Source organism: Desulfitobacterium sp. PCE1 (assembly GCF_000384015.1).
Lineage (GTDB): Bacteria > Bacillota > Desulfitobacteriia > Desulfitobacteriales > Desulfitobacteriaceae > Desulfitobacterium > Desulfitobacterium dehalogenans.
The window spans coordinates 3,093,073-3,117,481 of sequence record NZ_KB913023.1 but is presented as its reverse complement, the minus strand read 5'-3'; the positions used below and the strand labels follow the sequence as shown (position 1 = coordinate 3,117,481).

Annotated in this window: 23 protein-coding genes; all 23 read left to right on the top strand. The window is 46.0% G+C overall.

Translation table 11 applies throughout. From position 1 onward, the window contains the following. The first annotated feature begins 79 nt into the window (after nucleotides 1-79). The 23 genes from DESPCE1_RS0115580 (at nucleotide 80) to DESPCE1_RS0115470 (ending at nucleotide 24,295) form a co-directional block, all read left to right on the top strand. The gene (locus tag DESPCE1_RS0115580) at nucleotides 80-682 is read left to right on the top strand and encodes a DUF3786 domain-containing protein (protein WP_014794892.1); all 603 of its coding nucleotides are present in this window, start codon (nucleotides 80-82) and stop codon (nucleotides 680-682) included. Nucleotides 683-1,188: 506 nt separating this feature from the next. Then, nucleotides 1,189-1,740 (top strand): hypothetical protein, encoded by a 552-nt coding sequence (locus tag DESPCE1_RS0115575; RefSeq protein WP_014794891.1) that lies wholly within the window; start codon nucleotides 1,189-1,191, stop codon nucleotides 1,738-1,740. Between the two features lie 306 nt (nucleotides 1,741-2,046). Continuing rightward, a complete protein-coding gene (locus tag DESPCE1_RS0115570; protein WP_019850992.1) occupies nucleotides 2,047-3,009 on the top strand; it encodes a Ku protein in 963 nt (320 codons plus the stop codon). 190 nt (nucleotides 3,010-3,199) lie between these two features. After that, nucleotides 3,200-4,369, top strand: coding sequence for a DNA-processing protein DprA (dprA, locus tag DESPCE1_RS0115565; RefSeq protein ID WP_014794889.1), 1,170 nt, complete (start codon nucleotides 3,200-3,202; stop codon nucleotides 4,367-4,369). Between the two features lie 141 nt (nucleotides 4,370-4,510). After that, complete coding sequence (topA, locus tag DESPCE1_RS0115560) at nucleotides 4,511-6,601, top strand: type I DNA topoisomerase (RefSeq protein WP_014794888.1); 2,091 nt, start codon at nucleotides 4,511-4,513, stop codon at nucleotides 6,599-6,601. 1 nt (nucleotide 6,602) lies between these two features. After that, entirely contained in the window at nucleotides 6,603-7,916 is a 1,314-nt protein-coding gene (gene trmFO / locus DESPCE1_RS0115555) for a methylenetetrahydrofolate--tRNA-(uracil(54)-C(5))-methyltransferase (FADH(2)-oxidizing) TrmFO (RefSeq protein ID WP_019850991.1), read from the top strand. 424 nt (nucleotides 7,917-8,340) lie between these two features. Continuing rightward, nucleotides 8,341-9,237: a tyrosine recombinase XerC gene (xerC, locus tag DESPCE1_RS0115550; protein ID WP_019850990.1), complete on the top strand. Its 897-nt coding sequence runs from the start codon at nucleotides 8,341-8,343 to the stop codon at nucleotides 9,235-9,237. 99 nt (nucleotides 9,238-9,336) lie between these two features. Beyond that, a complete protein-coding gene (gene hslV / locus DESPCE1_RS0115545) occupies nucleotides 9,337-9,867 on the top strand; it encodes an ATP-dependent protease subunit HslV (RefSeq protein WP_014794885.1) in 531 nt (176 codons plus the stop codon). A 12-nt stretch (nucleotides 9,868-9,879) separates the two neighbouring features. Beyond that, the gene (gene hslU / locus DESPCE1_RS0115540) at nucleotides 9,880-11,256 is read left to right on the top strand and encodes an ATP-dependent protease ATPase subunit HslU (protein ID WP_019850989.1); all 1,377 of its coding nucleotides are present in this window, start codon (nucleotides 9,880-9,882) and stop codon (nucleotides 11,254-11,256) included. Between the two features lie 45 nt (nucleotides 11,257-11,301). Beyond that, on the top strand, nucleotides 11,302-12,090 hold the full coding sequence (gene codY / locus DESPCE1_RS0115535) for a GTP-sensing pleiotropic transcriptional regulator CodY (RefSeq protein ID WP_014794883.1): 789 nt from the start codon (nucleotides 11,302-11,304) through the stop codon (nucleotides 12,088-12,090). 31 nt (nucleotides 12,091-12,121) lie between these two features. Further along, nucleotides 12,122-12,565 (top strand): hypothetical protein, encoded by a 444-nt coding sequence (locus tag DESPCE1_RS0115530; protein WP_019850988.1) that lies wholly within the window; start codon nucleotides 12,122-12,124, stop codon nucleotides 12,563-12,565. A 154-nt stretch (nucleotides 12,566-12,719) separates the two neighbouring features. Then, nucleotides 12,720-13,457, top strand: a complete 738-nt coding sequence (rpsB, locus tag DESPCE1_RS0115525) for a 30S ribosomal protein S2 (RefSeq protein WP_014794881.1) — start codon at nucleotides 12,720-12,722, stop codon at nucleotides 13,455-13,457. Nucleotides 13,458-13,599: 142 nt separating this feature from the next. Continuing rightward, on the top strand, nucleotides 13,600-14,253 hold the full coding sequence (gene tsf, locus DESPCE1_RS0115520) for a translation elongation factor Ts (RefSeq protein ID WP_014794880.1): 654 nt from the start codon (nucleotides 13,600-13,602) through the stop codon (nucleotides 14,251-14,253). A gap of 95 nt (nucleotides 14,254-14,348) precedes the next feature. After that, a complete protein-coding gene (gene pyrH / locus DESPCE1_RS0115515; RefSeq protein ID WP_014794879.1) occupies nucleotides 14,349-15,071 on the top strand; it encodes a UMP kinase in 723 nt (240 codons plus the stop codon). Beyond that, nucleotides 15,071-15,628, top strand: coding sequence for a ribosome recycling factor (frr, locus tag DESPCE1_RS0115510; RefSeq protein WP_014794878.1), 558 nt, complete (start codon nucleotides 15,071-15,073; stop codon nucleotides 15,626-15,628). The genes pyrH and frr overlap by 1 nt, the downstream gene beginning before the upstream one ends. Nucleotides 15,629-15,705: 77 nt before the next feature. Next, nucleotides 15,706-16,476 carry an isoprenyl transferase gene (locus tag DESPCE1_RS0115505; protein ID WP_019850987.1) on the top strand — a complete coding sequence of 257 codons (771 nt, stop codon included), beginning with the start codon at nucleotides 15,706-15,708 and terminating at the stop codon, nucleotides 16,474-16,476. Between the two features lie 10 nt (nucleotides 16,477-16,486). Then, the gene (locus DESPCE1_RS0115500) at nucleotides 16,487-17,269 is read left to right on the top strand and encodes a phosphatidate cytidylyltransferase (protein WP_014794876.1); all 783 of its coding nucleotides are present in this window, start codon (nucleotides 16,487-16,489) and stop codon (nucleotides 17,267-17,269) included. Nucleotides 17,270-17,273: 4 nt separating this feature from the next. Then, nucleotides 17,274-18,371, top strand: a complete 1,098-nt coding sequence (gene ytvI, locus DESPCE1_RS0115495) for a sporulation integral membrane protein YtvI (RefSeq protein ID WP_019850986.1) — start codon at nucleotides 17,274-17,276, stop codon at nucleotides 18,369-18,371. Between the two features lie 15 nt (nucleotides 18,372-18,386). Then, the gene (locus tag DESPCE1_RS0115490) at nucleotides 18,387-19,550 is read left to right on the top strand and encodes a 1-deoxy-D-xylulose-5-phosphate reductoisomerase (protein WP_014794874.1); all 1,164 of its coding nucleotides are present in this window, start codon (nucleotides 18,387-18,389) and stop codon (nucleotides 19,548-19,550) included. 76 nt (nucleotides 19,551-19,626) lie between these two features. Then, on the top strand, nucleotides 19,627-20,691 hold the full coding sequence (gene rseP / locus DESPCE1_RS0115485) for an RIP metalloprotease RseP (protein WP_014794873.1): 1,065 nt from the start codon (nucleotides 19,627-19,629) through the stop codon (nucleotides 20,689-20,691). 12 nt (nucleotides 20,692-20,703) lie between these two features. Further along, entirely contained in the window at nucleotides 20,704-21,789 is a 1,086-nt protein-coding gene (gene ispG / locus DESPCE1_RS0115480) for a flavodoxin-dependent (E)-4-hydroxy-3-methylbut-2-enyl-diphosphate synthase (protein WP_019850985.1), read from the top strand. Further along, complete coding sequence (locus tag DESPCE1_RS0115475; protein ID WP_019850984.1) at nucleotides 21,789-23,516, top strand: proline--tRNA ligase; 1,728 nt, start codon at nucleotides 21,789-21,791, stop codon at nucleotides 23,514-23,516. Before ispG ends, DESPCE1_RS0115475 begins: the two co-directional genes overlap by 1 nt. Nucleotides 23,517-23,740: 224 nt before the next feature. Next, complete coding sequence (locus DESPCE1_RS0115470; protein ID WP_014794870.1) at nucleotides 23,741-24,295, top strand: hypothetical protein; 555 nt, start codon at nucleotides 23,741-23,743, stop codon at nucleotides 24,293-24,295. Nucleotides 24,296-24,409: the final 114 nt, after the last annotated feature.

Here is a 24,409-nt window from a genome sequence, read left to right as displayed (position 1 = left end):
TTTACAGGTAAGGAGGAAAAACAAAGGTCTGAAAAGAATATCACAGGGAAGAGCAAGTTGACTTTAGGGAGGATGAGGAATGAATTATTCAGCCGCTTATGATGTTGCTTTAGAGAAATTCCGCAAAGCGACCCTTGAGGAAATATCAGAGTACTCCGGTTACCCCATAGATGGGAATAGGATAAAGATAATATTCCTAGGTCAAAGATTTGATGTTGAATACCCATCCGGTCAATTTTATGCTGAGGCAACACTGAATGAGGAGATTTCTGTTCCCACTCAGATATTAATTCTTCATTATTTAGTAAACCGCTCACCTGCTATTCAGACCGGGCAATTAATATCTTATAAAGAATTACCGGGGGGAAGTATCTATATACAACCCTTTACGAATCGCGCCATTAATCCTTTGGTTAAGACCTTTGGCTCCCAACGGTCAGATCTTATTAAGGTGGCCGGCACTTTGGGAGGAGAAGAAGTTTCCCTGGGGGACGCTGCCGTGGTCCTCAATGTATTTCCAAAAGTCCCCATAACCTTGGTTGTCTGGGAGGCTGATGATGAGTTTCCTGCCTCAGGAAATATTCTTTTTGACAACTCAGCCGGCACGATTCTCCCGACAGAGGATTATGCAGTCTTAGCAAGCCAGGTAGTGTTTACTCTGCGGAAGTTAGCATCTAAATAAATCGAGTGTGGCAGAAGATTAAGGACAGCAAGGCTAGGAAAACATGAGTAAATCCATGGGTTAAATGATAATTGGTTTTATTAAAAATATTAAATTAATGCCTTGACATAGTTTTAACATGCTTATATAATTGCAAATGTAATCCGGATTATGAAAATTTATCGAACTTGTTGCAGATTTTTGTCTAAACAAGTGTTTTTTTTGGCCAGATACTTGTTGTGACAAATGTAGTAGATGCAAATATTGGAGTGACAATAGTTAGCCTATGCAACTAGCTTTGCACTAATCCAATAATCTATGATGGCAATCGAGTTCATATCACTGTAGGTTCACATCACCGTGTTTTATGCTAAAATACATTCTTTCACAGAGAGACTCATTTATGGGTCATAGAGTAGAAGAGATATTTCTTCACAGGAGGAGTTTCTTTTTATTGTTAGTCTTTAGCTTAATAAGCTGAAATGAAAAAAATTGTACGTTCTCGAGATTAGGGAGGAAAAAAAGAGATGAAAAAGATTTTGGGTGTTGTACTTTCTTTGGGTTTAGTTATTGGACTTGCTGGTTGTTCAAGCCAAGCTCCTGCAGCCGCTCCTGCTTCAACTCCGGAGCCCATCAAAATGGGCCGCGTTGATGCAGCAGCTCATGGTACCAATGCGGTAGCCATTGCTGTTGTTGCAGTTCAAGGGGACAAGATTGTTGGTGTATCACTTGATGAGTATCAATTCATGCCTGCTGATAAGGCTAAAGGTCTTGCTAATTCTGAAGGCCTGGCTGCAAAGAACTATAAGGATCCTGCTCAAGTTCTTGCTTCCAAAATTGACAACAATGAGTACTACAGCGCTAACATGAAGGAAAAAGCCGGATCTACCGTTGCCTATGCTGACAACTTCAACGCTATCGTAGAATTCTGCGAAGGAAAAACCATCTCCGAATTAGAAGGAACCCTTTCGTCTACTCCTGCAGAAAAGATGCCTGTTGATACTGTATCCGGTTCTACTTTAGCTGACACTGCCGGCTATATCAAAGCGATTGTAGATGCTGCGAAAGCTGCAAAGTAATTTAACTTATATTAGAATATTTAAGTAGTAAAGAGTGCCCGTAACCTGAAAAGGTAGAGTGGGGCACTCTTTTTTTGCACTGTCAGAAAGTATAAACTTACGTTATATACTTTCTAAGCATAAGAGCAACTAGGCAGCCGCCTTTGCCAGAGGCTTGGCGCCAGCCAAGTTTTCTTTAGAGTTTTTGCATAATTCCTTGATAAGGGTTTGTTGCCTTTTGATGGATGGAATGCCAATAATCTAAGTCATTAACATCGAATGAACTTTAATCTCCGGCTTACAATAAAGCTTGAGGAGGTGTATTTCATGCATACCGTATGGAAAGGTTCAATTAGTTTCGGCTTAGTCAATGTTCCGGTCAAAATGCATGCCGCCACAGAAACTCATGAATTTCACTTTAACTATTTACATAAAGACTGTCATAATCGACTTCGCTATATCAAGAAATGCCCCCATTGTGAAGTAGAAGTAGCTGCCGAAAATATAGTTAAAGGTTATGAATATGAGAAGGATCATTATGTCATTATGGAGGAGGAAGACTTAGCGACCCTGGAAGCCCCCATGAGCCGCTCCATTGATATACTGGATTTTATCGATCTTAGTGATATTGACCCGGTCTACTATCAAAAATCCTATTACTTAAGCCCGGAAGAGACGGCTCATAAAGCCTATAAATTACTTTGTCAAGCTATGTCCGACACTGGGAAAGTGGCAATAGCTAAATTGACTATGCGCTCCAAACAACATCTCGCTTGTCTCAGGGTGATTGATCAAAATGTTATGGTCTTAGAAACAATGTACTATCCGGCGGAAATTAGACATTTGGAGTCAAGTTGGGATAATGTATCTCCTACGGACACGGAGATTGCCATGGCTCGTCAGCTCATTGAGAATTTAGCGGCTCCTTTTGAACCCGAGAAATACCGGGATGAATTGCGGGAGCAAGTGAAAGAGCTCATCGAGAAAAAAGTGTCCGGAGAAACTTATCAGGTTAGCACTGCGCCGGAACCAGGAAAGGTCATCGATTTAATGGAGGCTCTACGGGCAAGCATTGCCATGACCGATCAGAAAAAAGGAAACCCTGAGAAGAAAAATAAAGGAGCAGAGGGTTCCCCTGATCAAAAGAAGTCCAAGACTAAAAGTAAAGAGACCACAAAGAAGCCTTTGGACGGAACCGAGGAACCGGGGCCGGCAGTTCAGGCAGAAGAAGAAAAACCAGCTAAATCCACATTAACCCCCCGGGGGCGGCGCAAGGAAAGGGGAGCATAATTAAGAGTTTACCTGGGGAGGTTTTCGGAAAAGATTAGAAACAGTTGGGGATTTGAGCAAAGTCAGGCAGGAAAAAAATGATTTTGCGAGAATACTTCATTATTTTCAATAATAGTATAAAATTCGACATAGCTCGACGCAGGAAAAAATCCCCAAAGTCGCGAATTGATGGACGGGGGAGGGTTGGCCTATGGGGAAAGAGAGTTTAAAGGAAACAATAAAGGATATATTATTAGAAGAAAAACTTATCCGAGCTATGCTACATACCATACAGGGCGTAGGAAGCGGCAGACTGCGCCAGCTGATTGCCCGCTTCGGGAGCGCCTTAAACGCTTTGCAGCAAATCGAAGGGAGCCAAGAGCTACAAGATGAGCACTGGCTGCAGCAGATTGTGCAAAAGAGTAAAGAGATCCATCCTGCGGATATTCTGGAGTCCTTACATGATCATGGAATAAAGTTGGTCATTCCTGAAGAAGAGGGTTATCCGGATTTGCTGCGTCAATTGACGGATGTTCCGCCGCTGCTCTATTACAAAGGGACCTTACCCGTCGGGCAGGAAGCTCTGGCCATTGTCGGGGCTCGTAAAGCTACTCCTTATGGGAGAGCTGCAGCTGAATCACTGGCCAAAGAAGTCGCCGGACAGGGGATTATTGTGGTTAGCGGGTTAGCCAGGGGCATCGATACCGCTGCTCATCGGGGAGCACTGGCCGGAAGGGGAATAACCTGGGCGGTCATGGGCTGTGGATTGAAGCATATGTATCCTCCGGAAAATCAAAAGCTCGCTGAAGAAATAATGGCAAAGGGTGGTGCTTTATGGAGTGAATTTGCCCCGGGGATGCCTCCTGAACCTCAATTATTTCCAGCACGCAATCGCTTGATCAGCGGAATGTCCAGAGGGGTCGTGGTTGTGGAAGCCGCCCTGAAAAGTGGAGCCTTAATCACTGTGGACTTCGCTCTGGAGCAAGGCCGTGAAGTTTTTGCAGTACCTGGACCTATTTTCAGTCAGATGAGCAAAGGGCCTAACCATCTTATTCGGCAAGGTGCCAAGCTGGTGGAAGGTTTTGAAGATGTATGTACAGAGATTCCTTCCTTTGCCGGAGCAGGTCATATGACCAATCCCTCTGCAGATAGAGATACGGTGTCAGCGGACATCGGGAAGCAGGAAGATCAACGGGGAATAAGCTGCGAGCAGCAACAGATTCTGAACCAATTAAGTGATATCCCCACTCATATTGATCAGATTACGATGAATTCAGAGGTTCCCCCTGAGCAAATTCCCTTAGCCTTGCTTGAACTCCAACTTGCCGGCCGCATCGAACAACTACCGGGTCAATTTTATGTATTAGCTTATAAGTGCTAGACATACTATGGAAAAGAAGATAATATTAGGCTAGTTTACTTATAACCACTCAAGCTAAAGTGATTCAAGATTTTGAAAATTCGGGCTTGTAATATACATTGTGAAAGCAAAATAAGACGTTAAGATTTCTTGAGGTGATGTATGGCTAAAACACTAGTGATCGTTGAATCTCCGGCTAAGGCTAAATCCATAAGCAAATTTTTGAGCAATAATTATACAGTCAAAGCGTCCATGGGACATTTGCGGGATTTGCCTAAAAGCCAAATGGGAGTTGACGTAGACAAAGATTTTGAACCCAAATATATAGCTATCCGTGGACGAGGAGATTTAATTAAAGAGCTTCGCGCTGCCGCCAAGTCTGCCAATAAAGTTCTTCTGGCCTCTGACCCTGACCGCGAAGGGGAAGCTATTGCTTGGCATTTAGGCCACCTGCTTGGGTTGGATCTATCAGAGAAGTGCCGTATTGAATTCCATGAGATTACAAAACCAGCCATCACGGCAGCGATTAAACATCCCCGTCAGATTGATTCCAGCAAAGTAGATGCCCAACAAGCCCGTCGTGTCTTAGATCGTTTGGTGGGGTACCAGTTGAGTCCGTTCCTTTGGAGAAAAGTGAAAAAGGGCTTAAGTGCCGGGCGGGTTCAATCGGTTGCCGTCCGTTTAATCTGTGATCGGGAAGAAGAGATACGGGAGTTTATTCCGGAAGAGTACTGGACATTGACCGCTTCCTTGAAAAGTGAGGGAGGGGTATTTTCTGCTAAGCTTGCCAGGAAAGGGGATCACAAGATCACCATTGCTTCGGAAGAAGAGATGAAGAAGGTTCTCCAAGAACTGGCCGACCAGTCATACCGGGTTAAAGATGTTCGTACCAGGGAGAAAAAGAAACAACCATCCCCTCCCTTTACCACCAGCAGCCTGCAACAGGAAGCTCATCGCAAGCTGAATATGTCACCCAAAAGGACCATGATGCTGGCCCAACAGCTCTACGAAGGGATAGAGCTGGGTAAAGCAGGAGGTATAGGTTTAATTACCTATATGCGTACCGACTCCGTGAGGATTTCGGAAATTGCTCAGGAGGAAGCCAAGGATTTTATTGTGGATCACTATGGGGAGGATTATTACCCGCCGGAACCACGTCAATTTAAAAGCAAAGGCCGGGCCCAAGAGGCTCATGAGGCCGTTCGCCCTACTTCCATATTGAGAACCCCGGACTCCATGAAGGAATTCTTGTCCCGGGATCAACTTCGTCTTTACCGATTAATCTGGGACCGTTTCTTAGCAAGCCAAATGAGCGCGGCTATCCTTGATACGTTAACCGTTGAAGTAGAAGCCGGTGAGTACCTGTTTCGTGCTAACGCTTCCACGGTGCGTTTTCCTGGATATCTTGCCGTTTACGAAGATGGACAGGATGAGAATGAGGACCAACAAGAAGGGACCCTCGCGGCCAATATTCAGCCCCATGAGAGTCTTAGTGCCGTTCATCTCCAAGAGAAGCAGCATTTTACAGAACCGCCTCCTAAGTATACGGAAGCTTCCTTGGTGCGAAAAATGGAGGAGGAGGGAATTGGCCGGCCCAGTACCTATGCCCCTACTATCGAAACGATCCAATCACGGGGCTATGTGGCTAAAGAAGGAAAACAGCTTTCTCCTACAGAATTGGGAGAAATCGTCATCTCCATTCTAACAGAGTATTTTCCGGAAATTGTGGATTTGGAATTTACCGCAAATATGGAGAAAAGGCTGGATGATATTGAAGAAGGGGCTTTACCCTGGAAAGCCGTCATTCGGGAATTCTATGGCCCCTTTGCGGAATCCTTAGAGGAAGCCGATCAGCTTATGGGTAAAGTACAAATCGAAGATAAGGTATCGGAGGAAATCTGTGAAAACTGCGGACGTAACATGGTGATCAAAATGGGACGTTATGGCAAATTTCTGGCTTGCCCAGGCTTCCCCGAATGCCGTAATACAAAGCCTTTGTTGGAAGAGGTCGGAAGGTCATGCCCCGATTGCGGGAACCCGCTTGTTATCCGGCGCAGCAAAAAGGGCAGAAAATTCTATGGCTGCAGCACTTATCCGGAATGTGAATTCGTATCCTGGGAGTTGCCGGCACCGGAACCCTGTCCAAAATGCGGAGGATTAATGGTGGTTAAAACCTCGAAGCAAGGGAAAAAATATGTCTGTACGAATTCCGAATGCCGTTTTGACAAGCAAGTAGAGGAGCAAGCAGAATAATATGTCAGCCATTACAGTGATCGGGGCAGGTCTGGCCGGAGCGGAAGCCGCCTGGCAGATTGCCCGACAAGGAATAGAAGTTGAGCTTTATGAAATGAGGCCGGTGAAAATGACACCGGCCCATCATACAGAGCATTTTGCCGAATTGGTCTGCAGTAATTCTCTTAAAGGGGCAGGATTGGATAACGCAGCCGGACTGTTAAAAGAAGAGATGCGCCGGCTGGATTCGTTACTCATGAGAGCAGCAGACCGGTACGCTGTACCTGCGGGAGGCGCTCTAGCCGTTGACCGTGAGAAATTTTCTCAAGAAATAACAAAAATTCTCGAAGAGCATCCCCTGATCCAAGTTCACCGGGAAGAGGTCAAGTCACTTCCCCCATCGGGTATTGCTGTGATTGCCTCAGGGCCATTGACCTCGGAGGATTTAGCGCTGGACATCCAGAAGGTGACAGGTGAGGATGCCCTTTCCTTTTACGATGCTGCAGCTCCCATCGTTACCTTAGAGTCGATTAATATGGAAAAAGCCTTCTGGGCCTCTCGTTATGATAAAGGGGACCCAGATTATTTGAATTGTCCCATGACTGAAGAAGAATACAAAATTTTTTACAACGAACTCATCAAGGCCGAGACGGCTGAAGTCAAAGGCTTTGAAAAAGGTAAAATCTTTGAAGGCTGTATGCCCGTCGAGGTCATGGCAGCCCGGGGAGAGCAAACCCTGACCTTTGGCCCTCTTAAACCCGTAGGCCTTATCGATGCACGCACTGGCAAACGATCCTATGCTGTTGTACAGCTCCGCAAAGAAAACCGCGCAGGGACCCTTTTTAATTTGGTGGGTTTCCAAACCCATCTCAAATGGGGAGAGCAGCAACGGGTTTTCCGTCTTATTCCAGGCTTAGAAAATGCCGAATTCGTCCGTTTCGGAGTCATGCATCGCAATACCTTCTTAAATGCCCCCAAAGTATTAAAGGCCGACTACAGCCTCCAAAAATCGCCCAATCTCTTTTTTGCCGGTCAAATCACCGGAGTAGAAGGCTATGTAGAATCTACAGCCAGCGGCTTAGTGGCAGGTCTCAACGCCGTTCGCCGCCTCAAGAACCTGCCCACCCTTATTTTCCCACAGGAAACAGCCCTTGGCTCTCTGGCTCGCCATTTAGAAGGATCCCCCAGCGTGGACTTCCAACCTATGAGCATCAACTACGGTCTTCTCCCACCTCTAGAGGTCCGTATCAAAGCTAAAAAGGAGAAAAACGCAAAAATCTCCGCACGGGCTTTAGCGAAGCTGGAGGAGTTCAAAGCAGCGGAGGGGCTTAATTAAGCGAAAGCAAACTCTCCAGGATTATATTTTCCACGTTCACTCTATAGTCTGCGCGGACCGAACTAATCGCTCAGGCTCTTCGCGAAGTTCGGTATCCGCTCGCCTAAAGCTGTTCTCTTTCGGAAAGCATAATCCTTGGGTGGGTTTTCAAGCATTTGTTCGAGTATCTTATGAGGACGTGAAAAGGACCCGCAAGCGTAGCTTTGCGCACAAAAGCGAACGGATTTAGCGGAGGGGCGGTCGGGTCAACGAGGCTTTCTTAACATAGCGCAGCCACGGTTCGCATGCAGAAAGCAGCGGGGTTTGGCGTAGCTGTTAAGAAAGCGAGTTGACCAGCCCTGGAGCTACGGAGAGAGCGTTGTGCGCAAAGCTACACGACCCGGCCAAAGTTTTCATTCTAAAAACGAAGAGGTGAGAATGCACCATGCAAGCCGATCATGCCCTCAGCTTATTCGACGGCCACCTTAAAACCCAAAACCGATCTGAGCATACGCTCATAGCTTACCATAATGACCTCATCCAATTCTTTGATTTCGCCGCCCGGGAGTTAGGCGAAGAACCGGAAAAAATAACCGTCGATCAGGTGGATATATACATCGTTCGCAGTTTCCTTGGGGAAATGACGGACCGGGGCCTGGAGAGAAAAAGCATGGCCCGCAAACTTTCTGCCTTGAGAGCCTTTTTTAAATTCCTATGCCGGGAAGGAATCCTGCAGAAAAATCCTATTCAGCGCATAGCCACCCCTAAGTTAGGAAGGAAGCTGCCCCACTTTCTCTCGATAGAAGAACTGGATAAACTAATTCGCACTCCTGACTGCACCACACTGCTGGGGGCGCGGGATCAGGTGATCCTGGAATTGCTCTACGGATCCGGCTTACGGGTCAGCGAGCTGGCCGATCTTAATCGTCAGGATATCGATGAGGGGACTTCCCTTCTTCGGGTTCGCGGAAAAGGAAATAAAGAGAGAATCGTTCCCTTAACCCATTACGCCCTGGAAGCCGCCCGGAAGTATCTGAACATGAGAGAGGATGAACAAGAGGCGTTACTCTTGAATTACCAGGGATCGCGGTTATCCGTTCGTTCCATACGCCGGATTCTCGATGGATTGGCGCTGGAGGCTGGGTTATCACAACACCTTCATCCCCATATGCTTCGTCACTCCTTTGCCACCCATTTACTTGATGGCGGAGCTGATCTTCGCAGCGTCCAGGAGCTATTGGGGCATGCCAAGCTCTCCTCTACCCAGATCTATACTCATTTAACGAAGGAACGATTACGGGAAATCTATGAGCAAAGTCATCCCCGGGCAAAGAAAATGTAAGGGGCTTGTAAATTTTCACAAAAAGACAACAATTGTACACAACTTCCCTTGACACTTACCCAATAATTCTGTAAACTGCCGATATAAGGAGGTATTCCTATGTTCCATGCAACGACCATCGTTGCCGTAAAAAAGGATAACCAGGTAGCAATGGCTGGTGATGGCCAGGTTACTATGGGCCAGGCAACTGTTATGAAGCATAAAGCAAGAAAAGTGCGCCGACTGTTCCACGGCAAAGTTCTTGCCGGGTTCGCTGGTTCCGTTGCCGATGCTTTTACACTCTTCGAGAAATTTGAAAATAAGCTTGAGGAATACCAAGGAAATCTCCAACGAGCTGCTGTAGAGCTTGCCAAAGACTGGCGGATGGATAAGGCACTTCGCAATCTTGAAGCTCTGCTCATTGTAGCAGATAAACAAAGCATGCTCTTAATTTCAGGCTCTGGTGAGGTCATCGAACCTGATGATGGAATAGCGGCGATTGGCTCCGGTGGTAACTATGCTTTAGCAGCAGCCCGGGCATTGGTTAAAAATACAGATCTCCAACCTGCACAGCTTGTTCAAGAGGCTATGGAGGTTGCTTCGTCTATTTGCGTATATACCAATGACCAAATTATTGTTGAAGAACTGTAAGGAGGGGAGCCAATGGAACAACTTACACCACGGGAAACTGTCCGGGAACTGGATCGATATATCGTAGGTCAAAACCAAGCTAAACGGTCAGTAGCAATAGCTCTCCGTAATCGCTTCAGAAGGAGCTTGCTTTCCGAAGGGATGCAAGAAGAAGTTCTCCCTAAGAATATTCTCATGATAGGCCCCACAGGGGTTGGGAAAACTGAGATTGCCAGACGCCTGGCCAAACTGGTACGAGCTCCTTTTCTTAAAGTGGAAGCCACAAAGTTTACGGAAGTGGGCTATGTGGGCAGAGATGTTGAATCCATCATCCGTGATTTAGTGGAAATTTCTTTGCGCATGGTTAAGACGGAGAAGATGGAAGAGGTGGAGATTCAGGCTGCACAAGCTGCGGAAAAGCGCCTTGAAGCCCTACTCGTTCCAGGGAAACGCCAGGAAAATAATTCGTCAAACCCTTTCCAATTTTTGTTTAACCAAGGACAAGAAAAAGATGAGACGGTAACTCCCGAGATTGAAAGAGATCGGTCGTTTATACGTGAACGCTTGCGCAGTGGAGAACTTGATGATCAAGTCATCGAGGTTGAGGTAGAGGACAACCAACCCCTTCTCCCTGATTTTTTAGGAACCGGCATGGAAATTAATACAAATCTTCAGGATATGATGGCAGGAATGCTTCCCAAAAAGCGGCATAAACGGAAAGTTACAGTCAGAGAGGCTCGTCGTATCCTAACCACTGAAGAGGCACAGAAGCTCATTGATCATGATGAAGCTGTTCAAGAAGCGATTCGCCGGGCAGAACAAGAAGGGATGGTTTTCCTCGACGAAATCGATAAGATTGCCGGAAGAGAGGGAGCTTCGGGTCCCGATGTATCCAGGGGAGGCGTCCAGAGGGACATACTGCCTATTGTGGAAGGCTCCACGATTAACACAAAGTACGGACCCGTAAAGACCGATCACATCCTGTTTATAGCAGCCGGTGCATTTCACGTGGCCAAACCATCGGACCTTATTCCCGAGCTTCAGGGGCGCTTTCCCATCCGGGTTGAACTGGAATCCCTGAGCATTGAGGATTTTAAACGGATTCTGACTGAGCCCCAATCCTCGTTAATTAAGCAGTACAGTGCCCTGCTGGAAACCGAAGGGATAAAGGTCGAGTTTACAGAGAATGCTATTGATGAATTAGCAAAAGTTGCCTACGAAGTGAATTCCAACACAGAAAACATCGGGGCCAGAAGACTTCATACCATCGTGGAAAGAGTCTTGGAGGAATTGTCCTTCGAAGCCTCGGAGCTGCCTGAAGATTATACGGTTACGATTAATCGGGAATATATTCAACACCGGCTTGGAAATATCGTAAGGAATCAGGATCTTTCCAGGTATATCCTTTAACAGGGAATTTGAATCAGGGTTTAAATAATAGGAGGAATTTTCGCAATGAAAAACTTATTGGAAAAAACAAGAGGTATCAGTAAATTAATCCAGAAGGCTGCCGGACATCCAGTAGACTTCGATGAAATGGCCAATGTGCTCAGTGAATCCATTCAGTCCAACTGCTATATCGTAGGACGTCGTGGCAAGATTCTGGGCTATAGCTTTATGCCTAATTTTGGCTGCAACACCATGGAAGACATCGTTGTTCATACCGAGCGTTTTCCTGAAAGCTATAATGAAGGATTATTAAAGGTAACAGAAACTCGGTCCAATACAACTCAAGTAGCCAACGGATGCGTATTTAACGAAAAAGAGCGTTGTCATTTCAACAATAAAATTACCACGATTGTCCCGATTCTCGGAGGCGGAGAACGCGTGGGAACATTAGTATTGGCAAAATTCGATCAGGATTTCAGCGAAGCAGATTTAATCCTTGCTGAATACGGAGCTACAGTAGTTGGTATGGAAATCCTGCGGATAAAAGCTGAGCGGGCAGAAGAAGAAGCCCGGAAGAAAGCGGCTGTCCAAATCGCTGTAGGCACCTTGTCTTATTCAGAATTGGAAGCTGTAGAGCATATCTTTGCCGAACTGGGAGGCGGGGATGGATTACTGGTTGCCAGCAAGATCGCCGACCGTGTGGGAATTACCCGTTCCGTCATTGTCAACGCCTTAAGAAAATTTGAATCCGCCGGTGTGATTGAATCCAAATCTTTAGGGATGAAAGGGACCTACATCCGCGTATTGAATGATTATCTCCTGGAAGAGCTGGACAAAATCAGCCACAATAAATAATCCCTGTAAACACAAAGGTGGAGGGATCTCGATGGAAGAACAGGTTTATTCCTATCAAGTGAAGCCTTTGCTGATTCCCGGGGGACTATATCTCGTCATTGCCCCACTTGCTTTAGCTGGTCTGCACTACGGATTAAAGATTTCGGCTTTGGAAACGAATATACTGCGGGTTATCTATGGTCTTACCGCTCTGGGGATTGTCGCCGTATGTGTTTATGGACGGAGCAAGAGTTTTCGGATCAGTGACAATCAGTTAGTCTTTGGTTCTCTGAGGGGAGAGTACAGCCTCTCCCCTGCTGAGATTCGCCGAATTGCCCTTTTTACGACCAAGCAAGGCAAGGAAATCGTTCAGATCAAAACCAAAAAACAAGATTATTATCTCAGCGATCTCTATTTTCCTTTTCCGGAACTGATGACAGAGTTGGAGCAGTACATCAAAGAGAATGAAATTCGGACAAACTTTTCCTGTGCATAAGCTTTTTGTTGCATTGGAGTTCCAACTATGATATCCTATTCGCAGTGTGAAATGACTACACACGCAGAGGGATGGCGGCTTAAGTTCCCTGAGATCAGGGTAAGCCAAAAGATGAACCTGCGGAGGAAAAAAACAAGAAAGGAGGTGCAACACAATGGCTGTAATTTCTATGAAGCAATTACTAGAAGCCGGTGTTCACTTCGGTCATCAAACTCGTCGTTGGAATCCTAAAATGGCTCGTTACATTTTTACGGAGCGCAATGGTATCTATATCATTGACCTGCAAAAAACCGTAAGAAAGGTAGAAGAAGCCTACAATTACGTGCGGAATTTAGCGGCAGATGGCGGTACTGTTTTGTTTGTCGGTACTAAGAAGCAAGCCCAGGAGTCAGTGAAAGAAGAAGCTGAACGCTGCGGTATGTATTATGTCAATGAGCGTTGGCTCGGCGGCATGATGACCAACTTCCAAACCATTCAAAAGCGTGTTAACCGTCTTCGTGAATTGGAAAAGATGGAAGCTGAAGGAGTATTCGAAGTTCTTCCTAAAAAGGAAGTTGCTTCACTTCGCCATGAAATGGAGAAGTTGGAGAGATTCTTAGGCGGAATCAAGAACATGAAAAGACTTCCGGATGCTTTGTTCGTTGTGGATCCACGTAAAGAGCGGATCGCTGTGGCTGAAGCCCATCGCTTGAACATTCCTATCGTTGGTATTGTGGATACGAACTGTGATCCTGATGAAATCGACGTGGTCATTCCAGCGAATGATGACGCAATTCGTGCAGTGAAGCTCTTAACAGGTCGTATAGCGGATGCCATCATTGAGGGACAACAAGGAAGCGATGAAGCTGAAGAAGCAGCAGAAGAAGCTGCTGAAGAAGTCGTTGCTGAATAATTATCCCCCATACGGGTAAATGTGGATTAAGTAGAGGGGCAGGGTGAAGAAGGGTTGGTTAAGCTTCCCGGATGCTCATCCTGCTCCTTTTCTGTAATGTCCTGTCGAAAGAAATACATACAAATGTTTGGAGGGTTTTAACATGGCAGAAGTTAGTGCAGCTCAAGTAAAAGAGCTCCGTGAACGTACCGGAGCCGGAATGATGGATTGTAAAAAAGCTCTTAACGAAGTCGGTGGCGATATGGATAAAGCGATTGATTTCCTTCGTGAAAAAGGTCTCGCTGCTGCAGCCAAGAAAGAAGGACGCATCGCAGCCGAAGGAATCGTTGAAGCCTATATTCATGGCGGCGGAAGAATCGGCGTCATGCTCGAAATCAACTGTGAAACAGATTTCGTGGCCAATACGGATGATTTCAAACAATTTGCCAGAGATATCGCTTTGCAAATTGCTGCGGCAAAGCCCCTTTACCTTTCGAAAGCGGATGTTCCTGAAGAGGAACTGGAGCATGAAAAGAATATTCTCAGAGCTCAGGCTCTAAATGAAGGAAAACCCGAGAAGATCGTTGATAAGATGGTCGAAGGAAGGATCTCCAAATACTATAAAGAAGTATGTCTGCTTGAGCAAGAATTTGTGAAAGATCCGGATAAGACCATTAATGATCTCGTACTTGAAAAGACTGCTAAGATCGGAGAACGTATCGTGATTCGTCGCTTTACTCGCTATGAAATGGGCGAAGGGATCGAGAAACGTCAAGAAGACTTTGCTGCAGAAGTTATGAAAGAAATGAACCGCTAAGGTAAGCAATTAGAGGACACTTAGGTGTTCTCTTTTTAGAATAGCGAAGAGGATTATTTTTCGTTATGTAGAAATATGTATTTGGAGGTTCAGCAATGGAAACACCACGATATCGCCGGGTTATCTTAAAACTTAGCGGAGAAGCGTTAGCCGGGAATCAGGGCTTTGGTATTGCTCATGATATGCTTGTAGCCGTTGCAGAACAAGTTGTTGAAATCCAGAAGCTTGGAGTAGAAGTGGCCTTAGTGGTTGGTGGTGGAAACATCTGGAGAGGAATTGCGGGAAGCAATCAAGGGATGGACCGGGCCAATGCGGATTATATGGGAATGCTTGCCACGGTAATGAACGCTTTAGCGTTGCAGGATGCCTTGGAAAAGGCTGGTGCGGCTACTCGTGTCTTGTCCGCTATTGAGATGAGACAAGTGGCGGAACCTTATATTAGAAGACGGGCCATCCGCCACCTTGAAAAAGGACGCATTGTTATTTTTGCGGCTGGGACCGGAAACCCTTATTTCTCAACGGATACCACGGCAGCACTGCGTGCTGCGGAGATTGAAGCCGAAGCCATCCTTATGGCCAAACGTGTGGATGGAGTTTATGATTGTGATCCCCTGAAAAATCCTGAAGCTAAGAAATATGACAGACTGACCTTCCTAGATGTTCTTAGCCAGGGATTGGGCGTTATGGACTCTACAGCAGCTTCATTGTGTATGGACAATAATATTCCTCTTATCGTGTTTGACCTAAACAAAAAGGGTAATATCCTAAAAGGAATCATGGGTGAATCCATTGGAACCTATGTAGGGAGGGATAAATAATGATTAATGACGTTTTAAAAGAAGCAGAAGACCGTATGGTCAAAGCAGTGGAAGCGCTAAAAAGAGAATATTCTACGATTCGTGCAGGGCGGGCCAATCCCAACATGCTGGATAAGATCACCGTGGAGTACTACGGGACCCAAACTCCAGTGAACCAGCTGGCCAATATTTCAGTTCCGGAGCCTCGCATGCTTGCGATTCAGCCCTGGGATAAATCCAGTCTGCCCATGATCGAGAAAGCGATTTTGAAATCTGATTTAGGATTGAATCCCTCAAGCGATGGTGCAGTTATTCGTCTAATCATTCCTCAGTTAACCGCTGAACGAAGAACAGAAATCGTAAAGACTGTGAAGAAAAAAGCTGAGGAATCCCGGGTTGCAGTACGCAACATCCGCCGGGACTGCAATGACGACCTTAAGAAACTGGAAAAAGACCATACGGCTTCAGAAGATGAAGTCAAACGGGCTCAGGATGATGTACAAAAGATGACCGATAAATTCGTAAAAGAAATTGATCGTATTATGGGTATAAAGGAAAAGGAAATCATGGAAGTTTGATTTCCAGTGGATTTGACCCCCTTTAAACATAAGGGGGTCTTTACCCTCTTTAAGGTCTGCCCATTGGAGGTATGGAAATGTGGCATAGATTTTGGGACAAAAAAGAGAAAAGCAAAACCTTAGTCGATCAGCTGGATAAGAATAATTTGCCGCGGCATATAGCTATTATCATGGATGGGAATGGCCGCTGGGCTCAGAAGCGAGGCTTACCCCGAGCGGTAGGTCATAAGGCCGGCGTCGAAGCACTGAGGGATATTGTTAAGGCTTGTTCAAATCTTGGCATTAAGGTCTTAACGGTTTACGCTTTCTCCACCGAAAACTGGAGTAGACCCAAAGATGAAGTCAATATTTTAATGAATCTATTAATCGATTACTTACGACGTGAATTGGATGAACTCCACCAGAATAAGGTGTGCATACAAATGATTGGCAATATGGAACAGCTCCCTTCGGAAGCGCAAAAAGAATTAAAGCGCTCTTTTAAAAAAACAGAGAACAATAGGGGGCTTATTCTCAATCTAGCCATAAATTATGGTGGACGTGCAGAAATAACTTCAGCAGTACGGCGGCTCTGTGAAGAAGTCATGAAGAAAGAGTTGACACCTGAAGAAATTACGGGAGAAGTTATCTCACAACATCTGTTTACATCAGGATTACCTGATCCGGATTTACTCATTCGGACTTCGGGGGAGTTGCGTGTAAGTAATTTTTTATTATGGCAGATTGCTTACACCGAGATTGTTGTCACAGAATGTTTGTGGCCTGATTTTAATCCGGATCAACTGATTGAAGCGCTTCTGGAGTTTCAGAAGCGGGAGCGTCGTTTTGGCGGGTTGAACAAGCGGTAAGGAGTATCATATGCTGACAAGAACACTAAGCGCCTTGGTTTTTGTCCCTATTATATTGGGATTGACATATTTGGGAGGGGTATATACTGCTTTACTTGTGACGACGGTTTCCCTCATAGCGCTTAAGGAAGCTCTGGCCATTGGTGAAAAATTAGGATTTAAAGCATGGACTATAAGTTCGGGTATCTTTTCCATGGTATGGCTATACCTGATGTTTGCGGGCGAAACCCAATGGAAATTTCCTTTAATGATTGCATGGCTTTTGTTTGCTATGGGAAGAATGGCTTTAGGGTATCCCAGGGTTAATTTGGGAGAAGCAGGGTATAATTGTTTTGCTCCGATTTACACTGTGGTGCTGTTTTCTCATCTCTATCTTATCCGAGGATTCTCTGAAGGAATAGCTTGGGCAATTCTCACTTTTATTTTGGTATGGGCTACGGACACTTTTGCATACCTTATAGGGAGAGTCATGGGGAAGCGCTTACTTGCCCCTCACGTCAGTCCCAAAAAGACCATAGAGGGTTCCTTAGGGGGACTGGTTTTTTGTATTCTAAGCGGCATCCTGGCGTGGAAAATTATTGGCGGCGCCCCTTTTATAGCGTACATTGTTTTAAGCATTGTCGTAGCTGTCAGTGCTCAGATTGGTGACCTGTTCGAATCCGCCCTGAAACGCAGTGCAAACATTAAAGATTCAGGGAAGGTTATTCCAGGACATGGGGGAATTCTCGACCGCTTTGATAGTCTTTTATTTGTGATACCCATTATGTATTATTGGGCATTATTTGTGAGGTGATTCTGTGAATCTTCAGGAGGAACCGAAGCTTAAACAAAATATTAATCGCTTAGCGGTTATTACCTTTATTTTGGTGCTGCTCAAAGTTATTACATTTTTCTTTGTGGAGTTTATGCCTGTTTTCAGCCGGGTTATGAGTCAACTCCTTGCTGCGCTTTTACCTTTCATTATTGCTTTTTTCATTGCCCTTTTGCTGGAACCTTTGGTCATACGATTTATGCGCGGATTAAAGGCAAGCAGACCCATCGCCGCAATTTTGGCCTTAGTTCTTGCTATTTTTGGAATTGGCAGTATCGTCTTTTTGATTATAGCCCGTCTCTATACAGAGCTGTCTGACCTGGGTCATTCTTTCCCCAGCTACGGATATTTGGTGACTTTTTTTAACAACATTCTCGACACAGTCGACAACTTTATCCAGCTCAATCCTCAAGTCCAAATTTCCATCAATAATGCCACTCAGGGACTCATTGACTCGTTGCAGGGCTGGGCTCTCGCGGGCAGCAAGATTCTTTTGAATTTCATTTCCGCCTTGCCGGGAGTTTTTGTGGTCTTAGTCGTATCCATCGTTGCCACCTTCTTTATGAGTGCCAGTTACCCGGGAGTCAAGAATTTTTTCAGCAACCTGATCCCTCGAAAGTGGAAGCCCAGTGCCCATTCCGTAAGCCGGGATCTGGGGGCTGCGGTGGTTGGATTCGTTCGGGCGGAAGCCATACTTGTTTCTGTAACCGGCCTTATTTTGACTTTAGGATTAGTATGGATGGGTAACCCCTATGCCTTCACCATTGGTTTTATTTCTGTCTTTTTAGATTTATTGCCCATCGTCGGAACAGGGATGATTTTTGTCCCTTGGATTGTTGGTTTGTTTATTTTGGGTTCGGTATCTGAGGGCATTAAGCTCTTAATCATATATTTGATAGCCATGGTCGTAAGGCAAATTATTGAACCTAAAATCATGTCCCAAAATATTGGGATTCATCCCTTGGCCACCATTATTTCCATGTATGTTGGTTTGAAATTATTGGGTGCTTTTGGTTTGATTTTAGGACCGGGTTTAGTGATTATCTATGAAGCATTAAGAAAAGCAGGCTTTTTTGGAAAATAAGAAGGTAGTGAGCGCGTGAAGAGATTGACAATTCTAGGCTCTACGGGGTCTATTGGAACACAAACCCTGGATATTGTGCGTCAGAATCCGGAGAAATTAGAAGTTTTTGCTTTGGCGGCAGGGAAGAATGTCAAGGAAATTGAACTCCAAGCCCGGGAGTTCAGGCCCCAGATCATTGGGCTGATGGAGGAAAAGGCTGCTCTGGAGTTAAAGCATAGGATAGCAGACCTGGACATTGAAGTGGTTCATGGAATGGAGGGGCTCCTGCGAACGGTTACAGATGAAGTGCCGGATACGGTGGTAACTGCTATCAGCGGACGGATTGGTTTAGAACCTACCCTGGAAGCTTTGCAGACGGGAAAAGATATTGCCTTAGCCAATAAAGAAACTTTGGTTGCCGCCGGCGAGTTGGTTATGGAGACAGCCAGAAGGCTGGGTAGAGCTATTCTTCCGGTGGATAGTGAGCATTCTGCGATCTTCCAATGTATGGAAAGTGATTCGCGTACCCTGGAGAAGATCATACTTACCGCTTCCGGCGGTCCTTTCCGGGGATGGTCTGAAGAACAGTTGAAAGAAGTCACTCCGGAAAGAGCTCTCCAGCACCCTAATTGGGCTATGGGAGCAAAGATAACCATTGATTCAGCGACCATGATGAATAAAGGTTTAGAAGTTATCGAGGCTCATCACCTCTTCAATATGGAGTATGAGCAGATCGAGGTATTGATTCATCCCCAAAGTGTGATTCATTCTATGGTCCAATACTGTGACGGGAGTGTCCTGGCCCAATTGGGGAGACCGGATATGCGTTTGCCTATCCAGTATGCCTTAGCTTACCCGACCCGCTGGCCTAATCCATTGGAACGGCTTGATCTGCGGGGAAAGAGCTTAACCTTTTTTGATCCGGAGGATTATGATTTTCCTGCCTTGAAGCTTGCCTATGCTTGTGGAAAACGGGGAGGGACTTTGCCGGCTGTTATGAATGCTGCCAATGAAGTTGCGGTTCATGCCTTTTTATCACGCAGGGTGTCCTATCCGGAAATCATCGCCTTGGTGGATAAGGTTTGCTGGGAACATGATGTGTTAGATGCTACAGATTTGGAAACCATACTTAATGCGGATCATTGGGCGCGTGTTCGCACGGAAGAGCTCATCCTTTCGAATAAGACAAGGCATAGTTGAAGATAGATTGGTATAAGATTAAGAGAAACATGAGCAAGGACACCATTCATAGTGGAAGAATGGAGGAGGGTTTAGTTTGGTAAGTGCTATAGCTGTGGTATTTGCTTTCGGGCTGCTGGTTATGATTCATGAACTCGGTCATTTTATTGTGGCCCGTTTAAATGGCATTAAGGTGTTGGAGTTTGCTTTTGGATTTGGGCCGAAGATCATCGGTTTTAAAGGCAAAGAAACTGCTTACTCCCTAAGGCTGGTTCCTTTAGGTGGCTTTGTAAAGCTTTATGGAATGGATGCTGAGACAGACGAAAATGGGAACCAGGTTTTAGCCCCTACCACAGATCCGCGCAGCTTCAATAACAAAAAAGTATGGCAGCGCATGTCGGTTATCGCCGCAGGACCCATTATGAATTTAGTCTTGGCTATATTTTTATTCATGATTGTCTTTGCCTATTTTGGCATCGCCACAGCAACCAATACCAATGTCGTAGGTTCGTTGATTCAAGGAATGCCTGCTCAGGCCGCCGGGATTGAACCCGGGGATAAAATTGTTTCGGTCAATGGAGTCGAGACTTCTACTTGGACGGATTTAACCCAAGCGATTCATATTAAGCCTGAGCAAGAGGTTGTTCTTGTGGTTGAGCATCAAGGAATGCAAAGAGCCCTAACCATAACGACCCAGAAAGACCCCACCTCAGGAAACGGTCTGGTGGGGATCAGTCCGGAGGTTACCTATCAGAAGACGAGTTTACTGGAAGCGGCACGCTATGGGCTGGAACAGACCATTAATTTCACTCGTTTGATCTTAGTCACCTTAGCTCAGATGATTACAGGTGAGACGAAGGCTGAATTGGGAGGACCGGTAGCCATTGTTCAAGCCATCGATCAAAGTGCTGAGTCAGGCTGGGAGAATTATTTAGGATTTATCGGGATATTGAGTATTCAACTGGGCCTCCTTAATCTTTTTCCCATTCCAGCCCTTGATGGAAGCCACCTGGTCTTTTTGCTGATCGAGGGACTGAGGGGTAAACCTATGAACCCCGAACGACAAAACTTTATTCATTTTCTGGGCTTCATTTTCTTAATGTGCTTAATGTTGGCAGTCACTTATCAAGATATTTTAAAACTCTTTTCAGGCAAAGGATAAGGAGGCCTCAATGTGGAGCGCAAGATGACGAAAACCGTAAGGATTGGAGATGTAACCATAGGGGGAGGAGCTCCTATCGTCGTCCAATCTATGACCAATACAGATACCCGGGACATCTCCAGTACCCTGGCTCAGATTAACGCCTTGGCCAAAGCTGGGTGTGAGGTGGTACGGCTGGCCGTGCTGGATCGGGATGCGGGCCATGCTCTCAGAGACATTGCCTTGAAGAGCGAGCTTCCCGTCATCGCCGACATCCATTTCGATTATCAGCTGGCTTTGCTGGCTATCGAACAAGGTGTTCACGGGTTAAGACTGAATCCGGGCAATATCGGCGCACGCTGGAAGGTGCAGGAGGTTGTCCGGGCCTGTAAGGAAAGAGAGATACCTATTCGGATCGGGGTTAATGCCGGTTCACTGGAAAAAGAAATCCTGGAAAAATATCAGGGAGTCACCCCTGAAGGAATGGTGGAAAGTGCCTTAGGGCATATACATTTGCTTGAAGAAGAAGGCTATGACAAAATCAAAGTCTCCTTAAAGGCTTCCCATGTCCCCTTGATGCTTGAAGCTTACCGCAAAATGGCGGAAAGGGTGGATTATCCCCTTCATATAGGAGTCACTGAGGCAGGAACGGTTCGTTCCGGAGTGGTAAAATCTGCGGTAGGTATCGGCAGTCTCTTAGCCGAAGGGATAGGAGATACCCTGCGTGTATCCCTTACCGTGGATCCTGTTCAAGAGATTCCTGTAGCTTTGGAAATTTTGAAAGTTCTTGGGTTAAGAAACCGGGGAGTAGAGCTGATCAGCTGTCCGACCTGCGGCCGTACTCAGGTGAATCTCGCTGAATTAGCTGAGAAGGTTGAGGACAAGCTCTCCAATCTTCCTCCGCTGGATCGCCCCTTGAAAGTTGCAGTTATGGGGTGTGCGGTCAATGGACCCGGAGAAGCCCGGGAAGCGGATTTTGGTATTGCTGGCGGCAAAGGAATGGGCTTGCTCTTTAAAAAAGGGGATATTGTCGCCCGTTTATCTGAAGAAGAACTATTGCCCGCCTTACTCCATGAAATCGAAAATTATGTGAAACAGTATGGAAAGGAGCAACACTAATGCGTGTAAGCCAAATCCTTAATCCCACCCTGCGGGAAGTTCCTGCTGAGGCGGAAGTGGTTAGTCATCAGTTGCTGGTTAGAGCAGGATTAATCCGTAAATCCGCTGCCGGTATCTATACCTACTTGCCTCTGGGCTTGCGTGTATTGCGCAAAATTGAACAAATAGTCCGGGAAGAAATGGATGTTAAGGGAGGTCAAGAAGTCCTGCTCCCGATTATTCAGCCTGCCGAGCTCTGGCGTGAGAGCGGTCGCTGGGATTTATACGGACAGGAGCTGATGCGTCTTAATGACCGCCACAATCGGGAATTCTGCCTGGGACCGACTCATGAAGAAATCATTACTGATCTGGTACGGGGAGAAATCCGTTCCTATAAACAGTTGCCCTTGCTTCTGTATCAGATTCAAAATAAATACCGGGATGAGCGGCGTCCCCGCTTTGGCTTAATGCGGGGACGGGAATTTATCATGAAGGATCTTTATTCCTTTGACCGGGATGAGGCAGGCTTAGCTGAAAGCTATAAGAAAATGTATGATGCTTACACCCAGGTCTTTACCCGTTGCGGTTTAACCTTCCGCCCTGTAGAGGCAGATGCCGGAGCCATCGGCGGTACGGGGGGCACTCATGAATTTATGGTCTTGGCTGAATCTGGAGAAGCGGCCGTCGTCTATTGTCCTGATTGTGATTACGCTGCCAATGTGGAGAAGGCTGAATGTAAGCCCGCTCCTGTTGCCGGCGATACTCCTGCCGGTGCTTACCGTAGTGTGGATACTCCTAATGCAAAGACCATTGAACAGGTGGCTGAATTCTTAGGAGTTCCCCAAAATGAATTGGTGAAGTCCCTTCTTTATCAGGGAGACGATAAGCTCTTCTTGGTTCTGGTGCGGGGAGACCGGGAAATCAATGAAATCAAAGTGAATAATGCACTTGGTCCCTTTATCAATCTGCAGTTGGCCGGTCCTGAGGCGGTTCAGAAAAAACTTGGCTGTGAGCCCGGCTTTGTAGGCCCTATCGGTATTCCCAAAGACTTGATGGTGGTTGCCGATTTGGAAGTACCTTTGATGGCTAAGGCTGTTTGCGGTGCCAATGCTGAGGACAAGCACTATGTGGATGCTGTACCGGAGAAGGATTTCCGCATCGATCAGGTTCTTGACCTGCGCATGGTGGAAGCCGGGGAGCCCTGTCCCAAATGCGGCAGCCCTCTCCAAGAAGCACGGGGCATTGAAGTGGGTCAAGTCTTTAAACTGGGTACCAAATACTCCAAAGCTCTCAATGCCGTATTCCTGGATGAGAACGGGGCCGAGCATCCCTGTGTCATGGGGTGCTATGGTATCGGAGTCAGCCGTACCATGGCTGCGGCTATTGAACAAAACAATGATAAGGATGGAATCATCTGGCCCATCCCCATCGCTCCTTATCATGTGATCGTCGTTCCTGTCAATATGAAAGATGAGCAAGTCCGCGAGACGGGCGAGAATTTATACCAGGAGCTGCTGAAACTCGGTGTGGAAGCCGTCCTGGATGATCGGGACGAGAGGCCGGGAGTCAAGTTCAAAGACGCTGACCTGGTAGGCTATCCTCTGAGAGTTACAGTAGGGAGCAAGACTTTGGCCAATGGAGAAGTCGAGCTTCGGGATCGCAAGACAGGGGAAGTTCAGCTGGTGAAAGTGGGAGAGCTGGCAAGCCGTGTCCAGGGAATGATTGGTGAAGCCTTAAGGGTTAAGTAAAGATAGGTAGAATGACTATAACTCGACCGGGAATGCCGTAAAAAGCATCTCCCGGTTTGTTTTTGCATCCATCCATTGAATAAGAAATCGTCCGTTATTTGTACATGATCAGATTTACGGCTTGCTCATAATCATACTTGAATGGAAAATAGAGGGATTTATGTTTGCGTGAAGAATATTAGGAACAGCTGACGATTTTTGTTGATAAGGTGGTGGAGAGAAACATGAGCAGATTGTTTGCTGTCATAATGGTCTTGTTTTTTGGAATTATGGGGACATTATTTAATAACACACATCATCCTTCAGGGCGAACTATTGAGGAAGCAATAGAAAGATCCGGGAGAGAAGTTGTGTCGATCCTCCATAGTGAGAAAGTAAATGACGGAGAAGTAGTGTTCTATCATAAAGGAATTAATGACGGGAATGCTCACAGCGTAGCGGCTGGATATGTCCAAAAGACCAACAGCGGCTGGAAATGGGTATTCGGCGGAGAACATACTGGAATAGATGAAGTAACAGCTCAATACTTTCCCTCTACGAAAGGATACGTGAAAAGCCCTTTTCCCTTAGCGTATGGTGAAATTCTTAGAGGGGATATCGTTAGTATCGGGGTCCTAACAAAGAATTCAGACATAGAAAAGAAAGCGCGCATTGTCAGCAATGAAAAAGGCAAGGTATGGTTTGTCTTATTGAATTCTTCGGAAGGAATATTAAGTAAAATCATAGGTTACAACCAGGTGGGCGAAATAATTTTTTCAAGTGAATATGTTGAACCATAAAGTGAGACCTACAATTTAGGCTTAGAGTGATATGGGGATCAGAAGGCAGCGGGCTATTCTTTCGCTGCCTTGACTATTATAAAAAACGATAAAGTTTTTCATGGGAACAAACAG

Excerpts from the sequence above, each read along its gene's own strand:
- DESPCE1_RS0115580 (WP_014794892.1), top strand. The coding sequence starts at position 80 with ATGAATTATTCAGCCGCTTATGATGTTGCTTTAGAGAAATTCCGCAAA.
- DESPCE1_RS0115575 (WP_014794891.1), top strand. The coding sequence starts at position 1,189 with ATGAAAAAGATTTTGGGTGTTGTACTTTCTTTGGGTTTAGTTATTGGA.
- DESPCE1_RS0115570 (WP_019850992.1), top strand. The coding sequence starts at position 2,047 with ATGCATACCGTATGGAAAGGTTCAATTAGTTTCGGCTTAGTCAATGTT.
- dprA (WP_014794889.1), top strand. The coding sequence starts at position 3,200 with ATGGGGAAAGAGAGTTTAAAGGAAACAATAAAGGATATATTATTAGAA.
- topA (WP_014794888.1), top strand. The coding sequence starts at position 4,511 with ATGGCTAAAACACTAGTGATCGTTGAATCTCCGGCTAAGGCTAAATCC.
- trmFO (WP_019850991.1), top strand. The coding sequence starts at position 6,603 with ATGTCAGCCATTACAGTGATCGGGGCAGGTCTGGCCGGAGCGGAAGCC.
- xerC (WP_019850990.1), top strand. The coding sequence starts at position 8,341 with ATGCAAGCCGATCATGCCCTCAGCTTATTCGACGGCCACCTTAAAACC.
- hslV (WP_014794885.1), top strand. The coding sequence starts at position 9,337 with ATGTTCCATGCAACGACCATCGTTGCCGTAAAAAAGGATAACCAGGTA.
- hslU (WP_019850989.1), top strand. The coding sequence starts at position 9,880 with ATGGAACAACTTACACCACGGGAAACTGTCCGGGAACTGGATCGATAT.
- codY (WP_014794883.1), top strand. The coding sequence starts at position 11,302 with ATGAAAAACTTATTGGAAAAAACAAGAGGTATCAGTAAATTAATCCAG.
- DESPCE1_RS0115530 (WP_019850988.1), top strand. The coding sequence starts at position 12,122 with ATGGAAGAACAGGTTTATTCCTATCAAGTGAAGCCTTTGCTGATTCCC.
- rpsB (WP_014794881.1), top strand. The coding sequence starts at position 12,720 with ATGGCTGTAATTTCTATGAAGCAATTACTAGAAGCCGGTGTTCACTTC.
- tsf (WP_014794880.1), top strand. The coding sequence starts at position 13,600 with ATGGCAGAAGTTAGTGCAGCTCAAGTAAAAGAGCTCCGTGAACGTACC.
- pyrH (WP_014794879.1), top strand. The coding sequence starts at position 14,349 with ATGGAAACACCACGATATCGCCGGGTTATCTTAAAACTTAGCGGAGAA.
- frr (WP_014794878.1), top strand. The coding sequence starts at position 15,071 with ATGATTAATGACGTTTTAAAAGAAGCAGAAGACCGTATGGTCAAAGCA.
- DESPCE1_RS0115505 (WP_019850987.1), top strand. The coding sequence starts at position 15,706 with ATGTGGCATAGATTTTGGGACAAAAAAGAGAAAAGCAAAACCTTAGTC.
- DESPCE1_RS0115500 (WP_014794876.1), top strand. The coding sequence starts at position 16,487 with ATGCTGACAAGAACACTAAGCGCCTTGGTTTTTGTCCCTATTATATTG.
- DESPCE1_RS0115475 (WP_019850984.1), top strand. The coding sequence starts at position 21,789 with ATGCGTGTAAGCCAAATCCTTAATCCCACCCTGCGGGAAGTTCCTGCT.
- DESPCE1_RS0115470 (WP_014794870.1), top strand. The coding sequence starts at position 23,741 with ATGAGCAGATTGTTTGCTGTCATAATGGTCTTGTTTTTTGGAATTATG.